The organism is Microbulbifer sp. MCCC 1A16149 (assembly GCF_050368945.1).
Classification (GTDB): Bacteria; Pseudomonadota; Gammaproteobacteria; order Pseudomonadales; family Cellvibrionaceae; genus Microbulbifer.
In genome coordinates, this window is record NZ_CP185959.1 from 2782501 (window position 1) to 2799702 (window position 17202).

Consider the following 17202-nt stretch of genomic DNA (forward strand, 5'->3'; position numbering starts at 1 on the left):
TGGAGCGAAACTCGCTAAATTTCAAAGGCTTATCTTGCCGTCTCGCCGCGTTTTGCGTTGCCGCTCAAGCAGCGAGGGCGCGAACTATAGGGAGTGAACCGTCGGCTGGCAAGCAGTTTTTTCAAACTTTTTCCCAACCTGGCGCACCGCTTTCGCCGCGCAGGTAAAGATCAAAATAGCGACCCTTACCCATAAAAAAACACCCTCAATTGAGAGTGTTTTTTAGATGGCGGTGAGGGAGGGATTCGAACCCTCGATGAGTTTAACCCCATACGCCCTTAGCAGGGGCGCGCCTTCAGCCACTCGGCCACCTCACCGGATAACTTCCCGCTCTGATTCTTCAGAACGACAACAGCTTTTGACGCTTGGTCTTGGCTGCTGAAAGTGAGCGGCATCATACCAACGGCGAGGCAAAAATCAATGGGGAATCAATAACTTTTTGAGATTTCTTCAGCATAGCCTAGAAATCGTACAGGCATAAAAAAAGGCCGCGATGCGGCCCTTTCTGATCGACTACCGTCAGTCAGCGCTACCCTCACCAGAGGATTGCTTTTCACGCTGGATGCGCTGGTAAATTTCTTCACGGTGAACCGCAACTTCCTTCGGCGCATTGACCCCGATTCGTACCTGGTTGCCTTTCACACCCAACACGGTAACCGTCACATTGTCACCAACCATCAGTGTCTCACCGATACGGCGGGTTAAAATCAACATTACCTACTTCTCCTTGATCATCCTGTGATTTGGCACGACCGGTTATCCCAGACCAATGCCTTGAGTCATAATAACCCGAGAAGGCTTCAAACCGGGAATCTTGTCCGTCACTTTATTCAGTATCGCCCAGTCGCTGAAAATCTCAATAGGTCGCACCACACGCCAGACAACCGAATTGCTATGGTTAGAGGCGGAATCCATCACTCTGGTTATAGTTATCCCGCGGATTTGGCTTCCGATAGCTCGAAGGCGCTGTGTAGGGCACGCACCGCAAGCTCCAGGTAACGCTCGTCGATGATGACTGAGATCTTGATTTCAGACGTCGTGATCATCTGGATATTGATGTTGTCTTCACCAAGCGCCTCAAACATACGCGAAGCCACATTCGCATGGGACCGCATACCCACGCCGACGATGGATACCTTGGCAATCTTGTCGTCGGATACCACCTCACGAGCACCCAACTCCGCAGCCACTCTCTCCAGTACACCGCGCGCCTTGCTCAGATCGTTGCGGTGCACGGTGAAGGTGAAGTCGGTAGTACCGTCGATCGCACTGATGTTCTGCACGATAACATCGACTTCAATGTTCTCTGCGCCAACCGGCGCCAGGATACGGCAGGCCACCCCGGGGGTATCCGGCACACCGCGGATTGTCAGTTTTGCCTCGTCGCGGTTGAACGCAATGCCGGAGACTACAGGCTGTTCCATCTCGTTGTCTTCCTCATCCAGACTAATCAGTGTGCCGCTACCCTCTTCAAACGTGGAGAGCACGCGCAATGGCACTTTGTACTTACCGGCGAACTCTACCGCCCGGATTTGCAGTACCTTGGAACCAAGGCTCGCCATTTCGAGCATTTCCTCGAAGGTGATGCGGTCGAGACGGCGGGCACTATCAACTACTCGCGGGTCAGTGGTGTAAACACCGTCCACATCGGTATAGATCTGACACTCGGTGGCATCCAGCGCAGCTGCCAACGCAACCCCGGTGGTATCGGAGCCACCACGGCCAAGGGTAGTAATGTTGCCTTCGTCATCAACGCCCTGGAAACCAGCTACGACAACAACCTTGCCGGCATCGAGGTCGCGGCGCATGCGCTCCACATCGATTCGCTGAATACGCGCCTTGGTGTGGGCATTGTCCGTGAGGATCTTTACCTGGCCACCTGTATAGGAACAGGCATCATAACCGCGCTTCTTCAGCGCCATACTCAATAACGCAATGGTGACCTGCTCTCCTGTGGAGACCAGCACATCCATTTCACGGGGATCCGGGTGTTCCTGGATCTGACGCGCAAGATCGATCAGACGGTTGGTCTCTCCGCTCATCGCCGAGAGCACAACCACCATGCCGTGGCCCTGCGCCTTGAATCCAGCCACCTTATCGGCCACAGCCTCGATACGCTCAATGGAGCCTACCGAGGTGCCGCCATATTTCTGCACGAACAAACTCATCGCTCTAGTGTTCCTTACTACCTGGGTGCGCGGTACCTGACTCGCGCGTGCCGCGCACTAAATCACCAAACCCAGGGCAAATCAACTGAAATTGCGCAATTCTTACTGATCTAACACCAGAATTTCACGATTTACTGGCGCAACTGATCATTTGGCTTACTTGATATTGCTTTTCACCCATTCCGGCACAGATTTCAACACACCAGGCAGTGCCTGCAGGTCGGTGCCGCCGCCTTGGGCCATATCCGGGCGACCGCCGCCCTTGCCACCCAGCTCTCCCGCGGCAAAGCGCATCAGGTCGCCCGCCGCCAGCCTGCCGGTGAGATCTTTGGTAACCGCGGCAATCAGGGCGACCTTTTCTTCTCCCGGCGCAGCCAGCAGAACAATGCCGCTGCCCAGCTTGTTTTTCATCTGGTCGGCCAGGTCGCGCAAGGATTTCGGATCAGCCCCATCAATAGAAGCCGCCAGCACCTTGACTCCGTCGACCTCTACTGCCTGGGAAGTCAGGTCCCCGCCAGCACCACTGGCGAGGCGGGTCTTCAGCTGTGCGAGCTCTTTTTCCAGTTTGCGGTTACTAGCGAGCAGTTGCTCGACTTTGTCGCCCAGGTTTTCCGGACGCGCCTTCAGCAGCGCGGAGGCGTGATCGAGGCGCTGCTGCGCCTGATCAAACATCGCCAACGCATGGGCACCGGTGACCGCCTCAATACGGCGCTGGCCGGAGGCGATACCGCTTTCTCCAACAATTCGCAGCAGGCCGATATCTCCGGTGCGCGCCACATGGGTACCACCACAGAGCTCTACCGAGAAAGTACCGGCATCGCTGCGCTCACCCATGGAGAGCACGCGCACGGTATCGCCGTACTTCTCACCAAACAGTGCCATGGCGCCTTTGGCCTTGGCTGTTTCAATATCCGTCTCTTCGGTTTCCACCGCGGTATTCGCGCGAATCTGGCTGTTAACCAGGGCCTCGATAGCGCGCAACTGCTTGGCGGTGACCGCTTCCGGGTGGGAGAAGTCAAAGCGCAGACGCTCGGAATCCACCAGGGAGCCCTTCTGGGTTACATGCTCACCAAGCACCTTGCGCAGCGCAGCGTGCAACAGGTGGGTCGCGGAATGGTTGAGGGCGGTGGACTTTCGCACATCTCCCGCCACCTCTGCCGCGACCTGATCACCTACCGCGATACTGCCCGCCAGCAACTTGCCCTGGTGCAGGTGATGCCCGCCCAGCTTGGTGCAATCAGACACTTCGAATCGGGTATCCCCCGCCTGCAGATAACCACTGTCACCTACCTGACCACCGGATTCTGCGTAGAACGGTGTGCGGTCCAGGACGATTGCGCCACTTTCACCTTCTTCGAGCCGCTCAACCTGCTCACCATCTTTGATAATGGCCAGCACCTTGCCGGCGGCATCGGTGTTGTCATAGCCGAGGAACTCGGTAGTACCCTCGATCTCAATGTTGCCGCTGTAATCCTGCTTGAACTTACCGGCAGCGCGTGCGCGCTCACGCTGCGCGTTCATAGCTTCTTCGTAACCCGCCATATCCAGGGTCAAACCCCGCTCGCGAGCGATATCCTGGGTCAGGTCGGTGGGGAAACCGTAGGTATCATGCAGGGTGAATACCAGCTCGCCTGGCACCTCGGTTCCTTCGAGCGATTCCAGTGCGTCGTCGAGCAGCGCGAGTCCCTTATCCAGGGTCTTGGCAAACTGCTCTTCTTCTTTGCGCAGGGCGCCTTCAATGATGGACTGCTTTTCGCGGAGCTCCGGATAGGCCTCGCCCATCTGCTCCACCAGCGCCGCCACCAGCTTGTGGAAAAAGATTTCCTGGTGGCCCAGCTTGTGGCCATGGCGCACAGCGCGACGGATGATTCGACGCAGCACGAATCCGCGCCCTTCATTGGATGGCATGACACCATCGGCGATCAGGAAGGAACAGGAGCGGATATGGTCGGCGATAACACGCAGGGATTTCTCCTCGGTGTCGGTGCAGCCAACCACTTCGCCGGCCGCCTTGAGCAGCGCCTGGAATAGGTCGATCTCGTAGTTGGAGTGCACGCCCTGCATTACCGCAGCAATACGCTCAAGCCCCATGCCGGTATCTACAGAAGGCTTGGGCAGCGGGTGCAACTCACCATCCGCAGAGCGCTCGAACTGCATGAATACCAGGTTCCAGATCTCGATATAGCGATCGAGGTCATCGTTTTCGGAACCGGGAGGACCACCGGGAACGTCTTCGCCATGGTCATAAAAAATCTCGGAGCTGGGACCACAGGGACCGGTATCGCCCATCTGCCAGAAGTTGTCTTCGTCCAGACGAGAGAAGCGGTCCGCGCTGACACCAACTTCCTTGAGCCAGATATCTGCGGCTTCGTCATCGCTGATATGAACCGTTACCCACAGGCGCTCCGCCGGCAGCTGTAGTACCTCGGTCAGGAACTGCCAGGCAAACTGGATGGCCTCACGCTTGAAGTAGTCGCCGAAGCTGAAATTGCCCAACATTTCGAAAAAGGTATGGTGACGAGCGGTATAACCAACGTTCTCCAGGTCGTTATGCTTGCCACCGGCACGTACACAGCGCTGGGAGCTGGTGGCGCGCACATACGGGCGGGAATCCTGACCAAGGAATGTGTCCTTGAACTGCACCATGCCGGCGTTGGTGAACAACAGCGTCGGGTCATTTCCCGGCACCAGCGAACTGGAGGCAACCCGGGTATGCCCCTGCTCTTCAAAATACTTAAGAAATGCTTCGCGAATCTGTGCGCTCTTCATTCAGCCAACTTCCACATCGTCAGTAAGATTTGTACCGGCGCATTGGCTGCGCCACCCTGTTCAGCCCTGCAGGTCGTCAGCAAGGCCGGCCTCAGGCATTTTGCGCTGGGCCAGTAAATGGATATGCAGATGGAATACGGTCTGCCCCGCCTGGCGGCCGTTGTTTACGATCAGGCGAAACCCCTTTTCGAGCCCCAATTGCCGCGCCACGCTCGAAGCCACCCACATCAGATGACCCAGCAGCGGCGCGTCATCGGGCTCAGCCTCTGCCAGACTCACCAATGGCTTGCGGGGGATGATCAACAGATGTGTGGGCGCCTGCGGGGCACGATCCTCAATCACAATGCACTGATCGTCTTCGTAAATACGCTGCGCCGGCACCTCTCCCGCAATGATGCGACTGAAAACACTGCCTTCTGCCATGATCCTTCCTGTTTCCACCGGGGCCCCCCCCGCAATACTGTCGGACTACTTTTCCAGTTTTTCGTCCGCGGTCAGTTGCCGTGCCTCGGACTCCAGCATCACCGGGATACCATCACGTACCGGATAGGCCAGCCCGCTGGCCTTGCACACCAGTTCCTGGGACTCTTCGCGATACTCGAGCGGGGCCTTGCTGACCGGACAGACCAGCAGGCTCAGTAATTTCTTGTCCATGATTCACTCTACATAAGCCCACAGCCCGGAATTGCGGGGCTGCGGGTCAAAAATGACCGCGTATGGTACAACGCTTTCGGGGGGTTTTCACGGCCGAAGGAAGATTTCCAACGGCCGAAAATCGCAGGAAGGGCGTCCGTTCAGGAGCTGGCCACAGCGCGCTGCGCCGGAATACCGTGTGAAGAGGACTCGGAAAAGCGATTGAGATGCTCTACCAACAGCGCCAGGGCTTCTTCTGCCGCTTGCGGCTCGTTGAGCAGCTCGTGATAGGCATCGGGAAAGGCGTGCAGCTGGTGAACATTGCCCGGCAACCGGTCAAACCACTCGCGGCTAGCGGAGGAATCGACCAACCTGTCACTCCCGGGCAACAGTAGCAGGCTGGGTACTTTGATGTCCTCGGGCCGGGCCAGCAGACGGTCGCGCGCACGCTGATAGCCATCAAACCAGCGCGGCGTCACCCGATCATGCACCAGTTCATCATTTATATAGGCGTCCACGACCTCGGGGTCGCGGCTTATCCACTGGGCATCCAGCCGGTTGGACAGAGATAACGAGGGATAAACTTTCGCCAGCAGGCGCACCAGGCCCCCTTCGACAACCCCGGGCTCGCCGCAACCGACAAAAGCCGGGGCAGACAGTACCAGGCTTGTAATCGAACTATCACCCACCGGGTTCATTGCACTGGCGCAGGCGATCACCCCACCCATACTGTGCCCCAACAGGTGCACCGGCACCCCCGCATTTTCGTGGCGAACGAGATGTATCAGGCGACAAAGGTCTGCGGAGTAGTGGTCAAAATCTTCGATATCGCCACGGCGCCCCGGGGACAGGCCGTGACCAACATGATCGAGGGCGTAGACACTGTAGCCGTGGGCATTGAGGTAGCGGGCATGCAGGCGGTAGCGACCACTGTGCTCGCCCAAGCCATGGGATATCACCACCACACCAAGGGCATTCTCTACCCACCATCGGCGGTAGTGCAGCCGGATACCGCGGGATTCAAAATACATGGCACGCTCCTGCTCTTATCGTTATTTGAGGATGTTGCCACTTCGATATGATCGAAGTATTTCGGGCCGGTTACTGATTCCATTTTTACAATGAATCAGCGCTGCCCGCCACCGCTTCCAGCCACCTTTTTCACACCGCTAATCCGACCTGTAGGTCCGGCACGCTGCCACCGCGTGGCGCCAACCATCCAGCAGCGCCCGCCGCTGTAGTTCACCCATCTGCGGCAGGAAGTCCTGCTCTATATCCTGCAGCGATTCCGGGAGCTGATCGTGCCGCCAGATACCCGCTCCGATACCCGCCAGCAGTGCAGCGCCCACTGCCGTCGATTCGATTTGGCGGGGCCGCTCCACCCGCAGGCGGGAAATATCCGCCTGGAACTGCATCAGGAAATTGTTGGCACTGGCACCGCCATCCACCCGCAGGCACTGCAGCTCGACCCCGAGTGCCTGCGCCATCAGGCTAGCCAGCTCGTGACTCTGATAGGCAATGGACTCGAGTGTGGCGCGGATTATCTCTGCGCGCCCGCCGCCGCGGGTAAGACCGAATATGGCACCGCGTGCCCCCGCATCCCAGTGGGGGGCGCCCAACCCGCTGAATGCGGGAACCAGATAGACACCGCGGGTATCCGGGATCGAATGGGCAATCTGCTCCGTGTCCGCCGCCTGCTGAATGACACCGAGGTCATCCCGCAACCACTGCACCGCAGCGCCACCATTGAACACGGATCCTTCGATGGCAAATGCGGGCTGGCCGGCGCCATCGCAGGCAATCGTGGTGAGTAGCCCTTCCGGTACCAGCGGCCGGCGCTCACCGGCATAGGCGAGCATGAAACACCCGGTACCGTATGTATTCTTGAGGCTCCCCGGCTCGATACACCCCTGCCCGAACAGCGCGGCCTGCTGGTCGCCAGCTACTCCGGCAATTGGAACTTCGGCACCGAAAAAAGCGTCGGGATCGGTATTGGCAAACACCCCTGAAGAGGGACGGATTTCGGGAAGAATGGACGATGGGCAATCAAACAGCTTCAGCAGCTCATCATCCCATTGACGCCGGTCCAGATCGTACAGCAGGGTCCTGCTGGCGTTGGTGTGGTCGGTAAGGTGGGACTTGCCGCCGGTGAGTCGCCAGATCAACCAGCTGTCGACGGTACCGAAGCAGAGCTCCCCTGCCTGCGCTCGACGGTAAAGCGCTGGCGAATCCTGAAAGATCCAGCGCAATTTGCTGGCGGAAAAATACGCGTCCAGTAGCAGTCCGGTTTTGGCCCGCACCAGAGACTCGGCGCCGGCTTCGCGCAGCTGGTTACAAATTTCAGAGGAGCGGCGACACTGCCAGACGATCGCGCGATGCACCGGCTCGCCGGTGCTGCGGTCCCACAGCACGGTGGTTTCCCGCTGGTTGGTAATGCCCAGCGCGCGCAGGGAACTGCCCTCTACCCCGGCGCGCTGCAGTGCCGCGGCGCACACCCGGAGTGTCACCTGCCAGATTTCCTCGGCGTCGTGCTCCACCCAACCGGGGTGTGGATAGTACTGGGGAAATTCCGAGTAACTGCGGCCGCACAGTCGGCCTTCGGTATCGAAGACAAAGGCAGTGGTACCAGTAGTACCCTGGTCGATGGAGAGGATCATCGCGGCTCACTATTCTTTATTGGCTATTCTTTCTCGAGTGGGTCGACCGTTTAGTCCTCAGGCAGTATATACGCTATACAGGTTTCCCGACGCCATGCCTCATGTTGCGACGCCTCATGTTTCAGCCCCACCAGCGTCGAGCTCGGCAATGGCATACTGGATGGCATCGCCGAAAAAGCCTCGATAGGCGAGATATCGCTGCCGCCGGGCGCGCTCTTTCATCTGCTGCTCGCGGGGAGCCGCCGGATCCATTGGCCGCCGGAACTTGCGCTGTAGCTGCTCCAGTGCCAGCTCAAACCAGTCCACCTCTTCCTGCAGCTGATCCATTGCCGGCTGAATCATGCTCGAGGGTATACCGCGCAGCTGTAATTCCTGGCGGATACGCAGTGGTCCCTGCCCTCGCTGTACCCGCGAGCGGCAGAACACCTCGGTAAAACGCTGATCTGACTGATAATTGAGCTCCTGCAGGCGCTGCAGTACTGCATCAAAATCCGCGTGCGGATGCTTGGCAGCAAGTTTCTGGCGCAATTCCTGACAGGAATGTTCACGACGGGACAGCAATTCCAATGCACTACTGAACAGTGCCTGGAAGGCTTCGACAGGGGATGGGGGTTCCTCGAGGGAATCTGTCGGCGGCAAGTTTGCCCCGCCGCCGACAGTATCTTGGGGAAAAGACAAAATCAGTCTTCCGCGGCTTCCACTTCTTCCGCCGGTGCGGCGACCACGTCACCCAGAAGCTGGGCGCGCAGCTGGGATTCGATATCGTTGCGGATATCGGTATTTTCCTTGAGGAACTTGACTGCATTGGCCTTGCCCTGGCCGATCTTGTCGCCCTTGTAGCTGTACCAGGCACCGGCCTTGTCCACCAGGCCCATCTTCACGCCGTAATCGACGATCTCGCCCAGCAGGTTAATCCCCTCACCGTACATGATCTGGAATTCGGTCTGCTTGAATGGCGGGGCCACCTTGTTCTTGACCACCTTCACCCGCGTCTCGTTACCGACGACTTCGTCGCCCTCTTTTACCGAGCCGATACGGCGGATATCCAGGCGTACTGAGGAGTAAAACTTCAGTGCGTTACCGCCAGTGGTGGTTTCCGGGGAACCAAACATCACACCGATCTTCATACGGATCTGGTTAATGAACACGCACAGGGTGTTGGTATTCTTGATATTACCGGTGAGCTTACGCAGTGCCTGGGACATCAGTCGCGCCTGCAGGCCGACGTGGGAGTCGCCCATTTCGCCTTCGATCTCAGCACGCGGGGTCAGCGCGGCAACGGAGTCCACAACCAGTACATCGACAGCACCGGAGCGCACCAGCATATCGGCCACTTCCAGAGCCTGCTCACCGGTATCCGGCTGGGATACGATCAGCTCGTCAACGTTGACACCAAGCTTCTCTGCGTAAATCGGGTCCAGAGCGTGCTCCGCATCCACAAAGGCACAGGTGCCGCCCTTACGCTGAGCTTCCGCAATGACCTGCAGGGTCAGGGTGGTTTTACCGGAGGATTCCGGGCCGTAGATCTCAACAATACGACCGCGAGGCAGGCCGCCAATGCCGAGCGCCACGTCCAGGCCGAGGGAGCCGGTGGAAATCGCGGGGATACGCACGCGCTCTTTATCCCCCATGCGCATGACGGTGCCCTTGCCGAACTGACGCTCGATCTGTGACAGCGCCGCCTGTAAAGCCTTGTCTTTGTTGGAATCCATGACCCTTCCCGTGTACTTGAAGATTGGTTATGGGAGGGAGCTTAGAGAAAAATTACTGTATAAGCAACCAGTAATCCGGAATTGATGGTCGGCAGCGGGAATTGCTTTCCGGTGCCAGAATTCATTGATAGCGGGAATCAGCTGGTGCGGTGAGACTCGGCAATATCCAGCATGCCCTGCAGCGCCGCGACTACGGTCTGCGCCTGGATTTCCGCGCGACTGCCGGTGAAATGCATACAGCGAGCATCCACCTTGACCGGCTCCTGGCCCTCGCCATGGGCCCAGGCGATCCAGACGGTGCCTACCGGTTTTTCCTCACTGCCGCCATCGGGCCCGGCGATACCGCTCACCGCCACCGCCAGATTTGCATCCAGGCGGTTGAACACGCCCACTGCCATCTGCCGTACCACCGACTCGCTGACCGCACCGAGCTCCTCCAGATCTTTCTGATCAACACTGAGAAAGTCCCGTTTGATACGATCTGCATAGGACACCACCGAGCCCTCGAACCAGGCGGATGACCCGGCCACGGAGGTGATGGCCGCGGCGACGGCGCCACCGGTACATGACTCGGCCGCAGTCACCTTCCAACCGAGGCTCTGAAGCGCGCGCCCCAGGCTGGCTGCCAATTGCCGGGTTTCAGAATCCACACTCACTCCTTCCTCACCATCGCCAGATCAACACCCCCGACGGATCAGGGCTGGCCCCGAGTTTACGCAAACAGTAAATGACAGGCTAGATGGCCTCAATCCGCCCACAGAGATGCGCGCGCCGGCTGTCCCCACCGGTGAGACTGAACCTCAGCAAATCGTCATCCCGGGTGTGCAGCAGGGAGACCTGCGAAGGCAGCAGCACCGGCTTTTTAAACTCGACACCGAAGCGAAACCGGTCAAACAGAGGATCGGCTGGGGCGGTCGCCTCCAGCGCCGCGAGACAACGCGCCTTCAGCCACATGCCGTGGGCGATGGCACGGGGAAAACCGAATAGTTTGGCCGTGGAGGCAAACAGGTGAATCGGATTCCTGTCACCGGAGACCCTGGCATAACGCCGGCCAATATCCGCTGGCACCGGCCACTCGACAGTTCCATCGGGGGCAATGTCCCCGCGCTCGGCGGCAGACGCGCGGATTGGCCGAGCAGCGCCGCTGTGCGCAGCCCTCGCCAACAGGGTGCTCGCACATTCCCACACCAGCTCGCCGGCCACGTATACCCGGGTGTGGAGATCGAACTCATATCCCCGCTTTACTGCAGTCGGGGCGCCCAGATCGCAGCGGATATCCAGCCGGTCGCTTTCCTGCAAACGCCGGTACTGGCTGATCTGGTTGCGCACGTGCACCACCCCCAGCACCGGAAAAGGGAAGGCATCGGAAACCAGCAATTTCAGATGCAGCGGCATGGCCAGTACGAAGGGGTATGTGGCGGGAACCGAGGGCCCGCAGCCAAAGCCGCAGACCTCGCGATACTCACGCAGTTGCGCACTGTCGATCGCCTGCTGCCGCAGTCGCACGGTAGCGAGCACCGCCTCGCCCCCGCCAGATACCTGGCGCCGCTTGCGCGCGGTGAGCGCACGGAAATAGAGCGGCAGCACTGCCGGACGGGCATTGAGTTGAATCTGTAAGGGCATAGGCCTGCTTGCTACTTCGGCTGCAGTGGAAAATCTGGGCATAAGACTGGTCAGTTCTGCATCATAAGTCGAATCCGGGGCACAGCGGTACCCCGCCGACCATTTTGCCTACCGTTGATGCCTGAAAAATGACAAAGCCCGGCAGGTGCCGGGCTTTGTTAAGAATAGCAATAAACCGGGGATCAGCTACCGGGCAGCTCGGAAACGCCCATATTGAACAGGGTGAAGCCGAAGATATCCGCGTACTGCTCGATGGTCTTGGAGACCGGTGTGCCCGCGCCATGGCCCGCATTGGTCTCGATACGGATCAGGGTGGGGGCGGCACCTTGCTGCTTGGACTGCAGTTCGGCGGCGAACTTGAAGGAGTGCGCCGGTACCACGCGATCATCGTGATCCGCTGTGGTCACCAGGGTGGCCGGGTAGGACACACCCGCATTCACGTTGTGTACCGGAGAGTAACCTTTCAGATACTCGAACATCTCCTCGCTCTGCTCAGCGGTGCCGTAGTCGTAGGCCCAACCCGCACCGGCGGTGAAGGTGTGGTAGCGCAGCATATCCATCACGCCCACGGCAGGCAGTGCCACTTTTACCAGATCCGGGCGCTGGGTCATTACTGCACCCACCAGCAGGCCACCGTTGGAACCGCCACGAATCGCCAGGTAATCACTGGAGGTGTAGCCCTTTTCAATCAGGTACTCACCTGCGGCGATAAAGTCGTCGAACACATTCTGCTTCTGCAGCTTGGTGCCCGCATCGTGCCAGCGCTTGCCGTACTCACCGCCGCCGCGCAGGTTGGGAACCGCGTACACACCACCCAGCTCCAGCCATACCGCGTTGGCGATGCTAAACGACGGGGTCAGGCTGACATTGAAACCGCCATAGCCATACAGGATGGTCGGGTTCTTGCCATTCAGCTCCAGGCCTTTTTTATAGGTGATCAGCATCGGCACCTTGGTGCCATCTTTGGAGGTGAAGAACACCTGTTCGGACTCGTAAGCGGCCGGATCAAACTGCGCTCCGGATTCGCGGTACACATCGGATTCGCCCTTCTCCACGTCAAACGCAAAAATGGTGGATGGCGTTTTGTAGTTGGTGAACGAGTAATACAGGGTTTTGTCTTCGCGCTTGCCACTGGGCGAGGACACGCTGCCCGGCCCCGGCAGGGAGATTTCCCGCACGCGCTTGCCGTTGTAGTCGTACTGGTACACCCGCGACAGAGCATCCACCATGTATTCAGCGAAGAAGTAACCACCGCCGGTGGATGCGGTCAGTACGTTGTCGGTTTCCGGGATAAAGTCCTGCCAGTTTTCCGGAGCGGGGTTGGCGGCATCGACGGTAACCACTTTCTTGTTCGGGGCATCGCGGTTGGTTACCAGAAACAGTTTGCTGTCCAGGTTATCGATCACATAGGTATCGGAATCGAAGTCGGTCAGCACCGGTACCAGCGGCGCATCCGCCACGGTGAGGTCGCGGATAAACAGATCGTTACCAGAAGTGGAAGTCGCCCCGGAGATCACCAGGTAGCGATCATCTTCTGTTACATAGCCGGAAACATAGCGACGCTTCTGCGCTTCGGATCCGCCGAATACCAGTACATCTTTGGACTGCGCCTGCCCCAGCTTGTGGTAGTACAGCTTGTGCTGGTCGGTCTTGGCGGAGAGCTCGCTGCCTTCAGGCTTATCGTAGCTCGAGTAGTAGAAACCTTCGTTACCCTTCCAGGAGATCCCGGAAAACTTCACATCGACCAGCGGCTCTTCAAGAACCTCTTTGGTTTCCGCATCAATCACATAGATTTTGCGCCAGTCACTACCGCCTTCGGACACGGAATAGGCCGCAATGGAGCCGTCTTTGGAAAACTTCAGGCTAGCCAGTGACGTGGTGCCGTCTTCACTGAAGGTATTGGGATCGAGGAAAATTTCTGCTTCGCCGTCCCCTTTCTTGCGCCAGACTACATATTGGTTCTGCAAGCCGTCGTTGCGGTAGAAATAGGTGTAGTCCCCCTCCTTGAATGGGGAGCCCACTTTTTCATAGTTCCACAGGGTTTCCAGGCGCTGCTTCAGGTTTTCCCGGTAAGGGATCTGATCCAGATAGCTGAAGGTCACCTTGTTCTGGGCTTCAACCCAGGCTTCGGTTTCCTCACTGCGGTCGTCTTCCAGCCAGCGATAGGGATCCGCTACTTCGTTACCGAAATAGTTGTCGACAACATCGTCTTTGCGGGTTTGTGGATAAGCCAGCGCGGCGGATGCGCTGGGGCTTTCCGCCTGCACTTCGCTCATGGACTGGGAGACCTCCGGAGATTCGCCCGAGCAGGCGGCCAGCACGCCGGCCACCGCCAGTATGGATAGTTTTTTCATTATTGAGTGTCCCTACGGGGTTGCTACGAAACCACCTAGGAAACCCAATTCATCGTTACAGATCAAGGACTTGGCGTTTACACAGGCCGCGCCAAACAATCATTCAGAGATACAGGAATCGACAGAGCAATGAAGCGCCACAGGCCACTCTTTTAGCACAAAACACCAGGTGTTTTATCGACTAAACCAGCATTACCCAACACACCCCGGCAATAATGAGAGACGCCAGCACACTCAGTACCGCCCCTTCCCTGACCATCTCCTGAATCCGCAGCTTACCGGTACCATAGGCAATCGCATTGGGTGCGGTGGCGACCGGCAGCATAAACGCACAGCTGGCACACATGGCGGCAGGGATCATCAATACCATGGGATCAAACCCGGCGCTGGTGGCGACGACCGCGAGAATCGGCATCAGCAATGTCGCCGTCGCAGTATTACTGGTGATTTCGGTAAGGAAGGTGACCGACAGACACAGCAATATAAGCATTAGCCACAACGGCATGGCGGTGAGGAAATTGAGCCCCTGCCCCATCATGTCGCTGAGTCCAGACGCGGCAAAGCCCTTGGCGATGGCGATTCCCCCGGCGAACAGCAGCAACATTCCCCACGGAATACTTTCGGCAGTTTTCCAGTCCAGTAGTCTTCCACCCTTGCCATTGGGTACCAGGAACATCAGCACCACTGCCGCCAGCGCCACGGTGCTGTCACCGGCATCGGGCACACCAAACAGATCGCTCCAGCCGCCAAAGGGTTCGTTGCGGGTTACCCAGAACAATATCGCAATCCCGAATACCGCCAGGGTGCGCACCTCTTCTGCCCGCCAGGCACCGACTGTGGGCCGCTCCAGCGACTTGTGCAGGCGAATCCCCCGCGTCAGCCACAGGGCCATAATCGGCAAAGTGATCAATACCACCGGCAAACCGATTTTCATCCAGCGCGCGAAACTGAATTCCTGCCCGGTAATCTCTTCATAAATGCCCATGAAAATAACATTGGGCGGTGTACCCAACGGGCTGCCCACACCGCCGAGACTGGCCGCATAGGCAATTCCCAGAATCAGCGCGACGGTCAGTCGATGGTTATCCGCGCGGGAGAGGATCGCCAGTGCGATGGGGAGCATCATCAGGGTGGTCGCCGTGTTGGATATCCACATACTCAGCAGCCCCGCTGCCAGCATGAATCCCAATACCAGCCGTCGACCACTGGAGATCCCCACCACCTTGAGCATGTACAGGGCGAGCCGCTCGTGGGCACCGCTCTTTTCCAGCGCCTTGGACAGCATGAAGGCACCCATCAGCAACAGGATCACATGGCTACCCAGCGACGATGCCACCAGCTTGTGATCTGCCACGCCGAACAGTGGCAACAGCACAAACGGCACAATGGAGGTTGCCGGAATCGGCAGTGCCTCGGTGATCCACCAGATCACTGTCAGCACGGTAATCGCCGCGGTCACCGCGGGTAAATACGGCATCCCCAGCGACTTCACCACATAATAGAAACCGACCGCGATAACCGGGCCAAGGGGAATAAACAATTGTTTGGTCATGATGGATATTTCGCTATTCTATTGTTTTATTCCGACGCTTGCGCTTCGGTCGCGTGTGCATCACTCCGGATTTCAGGCAGACGGCGATGCAACAACACATGGCGACTCTCCCAATCCACGGCGGGCGTGCCACATTCATTTCTGGCGTTCACATTCCAGCACTGGATATTCACACAGATTCCCTTATCCCCGCGGGTAAAACCCAGGGTGACAAAGTTATTGTTGCTGATGCTTTTATCCGGTTCGTTGCCTGACGTCGCGCGCAGCACGGAGCGAGTACTGCCGGCCTTCAGATAATTCACCTTTACACGAATATCGTCGGTGGGCCGATCGGGAAAGATTCCCGGCTTCTGTTCCGGTACTGCGGCAGCGCTCGGCAGACAGGACAACGGAGAAGAAACCACTTCCACCACTTGTTTGCCATTCAACTTAAATTCCGCAAGGCGACTGAAGTGCACATCCCCCGCGAGAATCAACACATCCTGGCGACAAGCGTTCAGCGCACGTACCAGCGCCTGGTACTGACCGGTATCCGCGAGAGAGTGGTCACCAAACCCTAACGTCACTCGCAGCGCGCGCCCGATTCCCCCCGCGCGAAATTGCCAGCGAGTGAGTAGTGGTGCGGGAAGTACCAGTACTCCTGGGGCTTCCAGTCCCTGAAGCCAGTCTTCCAACTGCTGCAGGGTAGCCGGGTCGGTAAAGTTGCCGTCGCGACCGCGACCGCGCTGCAAGCGGGTATCGAGAACGAAAAAACTCAGCTCATCACCGACATCAAACTGGCTCGCCCCGCGCCCGTGCGGTAGCTGGTACGCATTGAATAGCTGGCGTGCGCAGTCATCCCAGATCCGCCGTACCCTGGACGACCACAGCACCGGCAGAAACCCCGGGGGATTGGGGTAATCGTTCCAGAACTCATGGTCCCCGGCGAGGAAATAGTGGCTCCCCGAGCGCAGCAACTTGCGCAGCCCTCCCCTCCAGGTCTCCCGGTACTCCCGCGCAAATATCCTGTTGAGCAAACGCCGGATGGCGCCGTCGGAGCGCAGCGCGAGCGGGGAAAAATTGCGTGTGCTGAATCCCGGTATAAAGGTAAATCCGGTGTTTGAGAAAGCGGTATCCAGATACACCTGGTCCCCGCCAAGGAAAGACACGTCCGGGCGCGCAGTGTCGGGCAGCGCGGAAAATGCCTCTGCCAGAGCACCGTGATCCGCATTGCGGTAGAAGCAAGTGCCGTACCAAACGTTGAACCTGCTGGCGAGCGAGTCCGGCCGGCCGCGACAATCTGCTTCGGCGAGTTTGCTCTGCTCCCCGTTATGCCACTGCCAGAGGGACAGCCGGTAATAACAACCGGGAGCTGCGGGCATTGTCACCAGGGTGTAGCTAAGCCCCTGCGCCTGCCGCTCCAGTTGCAGCGGGACATCACGGCAACTGGATACACCGGAGGGCATCTCCGCGCCCTGGGGCACCAGTGGCTCGCTGCGCAGCCACAGTCGCCCTGTGGACAGCGCATCGTGCACCCCCACCCAGACCTGTATTTGATTACCCGCCGCAAACCCGTGTGGCACCAGCATGTAACTGTCCGAAACCAACGCCTTCGCGTCGCCACTGCTTTCCGAACAACGCAGCCCGGCATCCGCTGTATCCATACCCTGACAATCCTGCCTTTTTCATTCTTTTTCTGGCGCACGTTTGCGCGCGCGCCTTATGGTCGCAGAATCTGACTAGAGGTCAATTGCG

General features: G+C 58.4%; 15 protein-coding genes and 1 tRNA gene (1 of these 16 only partly in view). All 16 read right to left on the bottom strand.

Annotation, left to right across the window (positions count from 1 at the left end; translation table 11 throughout):
• On the bottom strand, window positions 1–25 hold the beginning of the coding sequence (locus ACONT6_RS11770) for a hypothetical protein (protein ID WP_428818701.1). Its footprint begins 209 nt before the window's first position; the window shows 25 of its 234 coding nt (coding positions 1–25); its start codon is at window positions 23–25; the stop codon falls past the left edge of the window.
• A gap of 202 nt (window positions 26–227) precedes the next feature.
• Window positions 228–317: transfer RNA gene (locus ACONT6_RS11775), tRNA-Ser, on the bottom strand.
• Between the two features lie 202 nt (window positions 318–519).
• Window positions 520–714: a carbon storage regulator CsrA gene (gene csrA, locus ACONT6_RS11780; RefSeq protein ID WP_078084937.1), complete on the bottom strand. Its 195-nt coding sequence runs from the start codon at window positions 712–714 to the stop codon at window positions 520–522.
• Window positions 715–929: 215 nt separating this feature from the next.
• A complete protein-coding gene (locus tag ACONT6_RS11785) occupies window positions 930–2168 on the bottom strand; it encodes an aspartate kinase (protein WP_428818702.1) in 1239 nt (412 codons plus the stop codon).
• A 156-nt stretch (window positions 2169–2324) separates the two neighbouring features.
• A complete protein-coding gene (gene alaS, locus ACONT6_RS11790) occupies window positions 2325–4937 on the bottom strand; it encodes an alanine--tRNA ligase (RefSeq protein ID WP_428818703.1) in 2613 nt (870 codons plus the stop codon).
• Between the two features lie 60 nt (window positions 4938–4997).
• Window positions 4998–5360 (bottom strand): histidine triad nucleotide-binding protein, encoded by a 363-nt coding sequence (locus ACONT6_RS11795; RefSeq protein WP_428818704.1) that lies wholly within the window; start codon window positions 5358–5360, stop codon window positions 4998–5000.
• A 45-nt stretch (window positions 5361–5405) separates the two neighbouring features.
• Window positions 5406–5594 carry a Trm112 family protein gene (locus ACONT6_RS11800; RefSeq protein ID WP_078084933.1) on the bottom strand — a complete coding sequence of 63 codons (189 nt, stop codon included), beginning with the start codon at window positions 5592–5594 and terminating at the stop codon, window positions 5406–5408.
• 137 nt (window positions 5595–5731) lie between these two features.
• Entirely contained in the window at window positions 5732–6601 is an 870-nt protein-coding gene (locus tag ACONT6_RS11805; protein ID WP_428818705.1) for an alpha/beta hydrolase, read from the bottom strand.
• A 138-nt stretch (window positions 6602–6739) separates the two neighbouring features.
• A complete protein-coding gene (gene glpK, locus ACONT6_RS11810; RefSeq protein ID WP_428818706.1) occupies window positions 6740–8227 on the bottom strand; it encodes a glycerol kinase GlpK in 1488 nt (495 codons plus the stop codon).
• Between the two features lie 114 nt (window positions 8228–8341).
• Window positions 8342–8866, bottom strand: a complete 525-nt coding sequence (locus ACONT6_RS11815; protein WP_428818707.1) for a regulatory protein RecX — start codon at window positions 8864–8866, stop codon at window positions 8342–8344.
• A gap of 41 nt (window positions 8867–8907) precedes the next feature.
• Entirely contained in the window at window positions 8908–9939 is a 1032-nt protein-coding gene (gene recA / locus ACONT6_RS11820; protein ID WP_428818708.1) for a recombinase RecA, read from the bottom strand.
• Between the two features lie 137 nt (window positions 9940–10076).
• Window positions 10077–10589, bottom strand: coding sequence for a CinA family protein (locus tag ACONT6_RS11825; protein WP_428818709.1), 513 nt, complete (start codon window positions 10587–10589; stop codon window positions 10077–10079).
• Window positions 10590–10674: 85 nt separating this feature from the next.
• Window positions 10675–11562, bottom strand: coding sequence for a MaoC/PaaZ C-terminal domain-containing protein (locus ACONT6_RS11830; protein WP_428818710.1), 888 nt, complete (start codon window positions 11560–11562; stop codon window positions 10675–10677).
• 182 nt (window positions 11563–11744) lie between these two features.
• Complete coding sequence (locus ACONT6_RS11835; RefSeq protein ID WP_428818711.1) at window positions 11745–13916, bottom strand: prolyl oligopeptidase family serine peptidase; 2172 nt, start codon at window positions 13914–13916, stop codon at window positions 11745–11747.
• Window positions 13917–14097: 181 nt separating this feature from the next.
• Window positions 14098–15468 carry an SLC13 family permease gene (locus ACONT6_RS11840; RefSeq protein WP_428818712.1) on the bottom strand — a complete coding sequence of 457 codons (1371 nt, stop codon included), beginning with the start codon at window positions 15466–15468 and terminating at the stop codon, window positions 14098–14100.
• A gap of 26 nt (window positions 15469–15494) precedes the next feature.
• The gene (locus ACONT6_RS11845) at window positions 15495–17111 is read right to left on the bottom strand and encodes a hypothetical protein (RefSeq protein ID WP_428818713.1); all 1617 of its coding nucleotides are present in this window, start codon (window positions 17109–17111) and stop codon (window positions 15495–15497) included.
• Window positions 17112–17202: the final 91 nt, after the last annotated feature.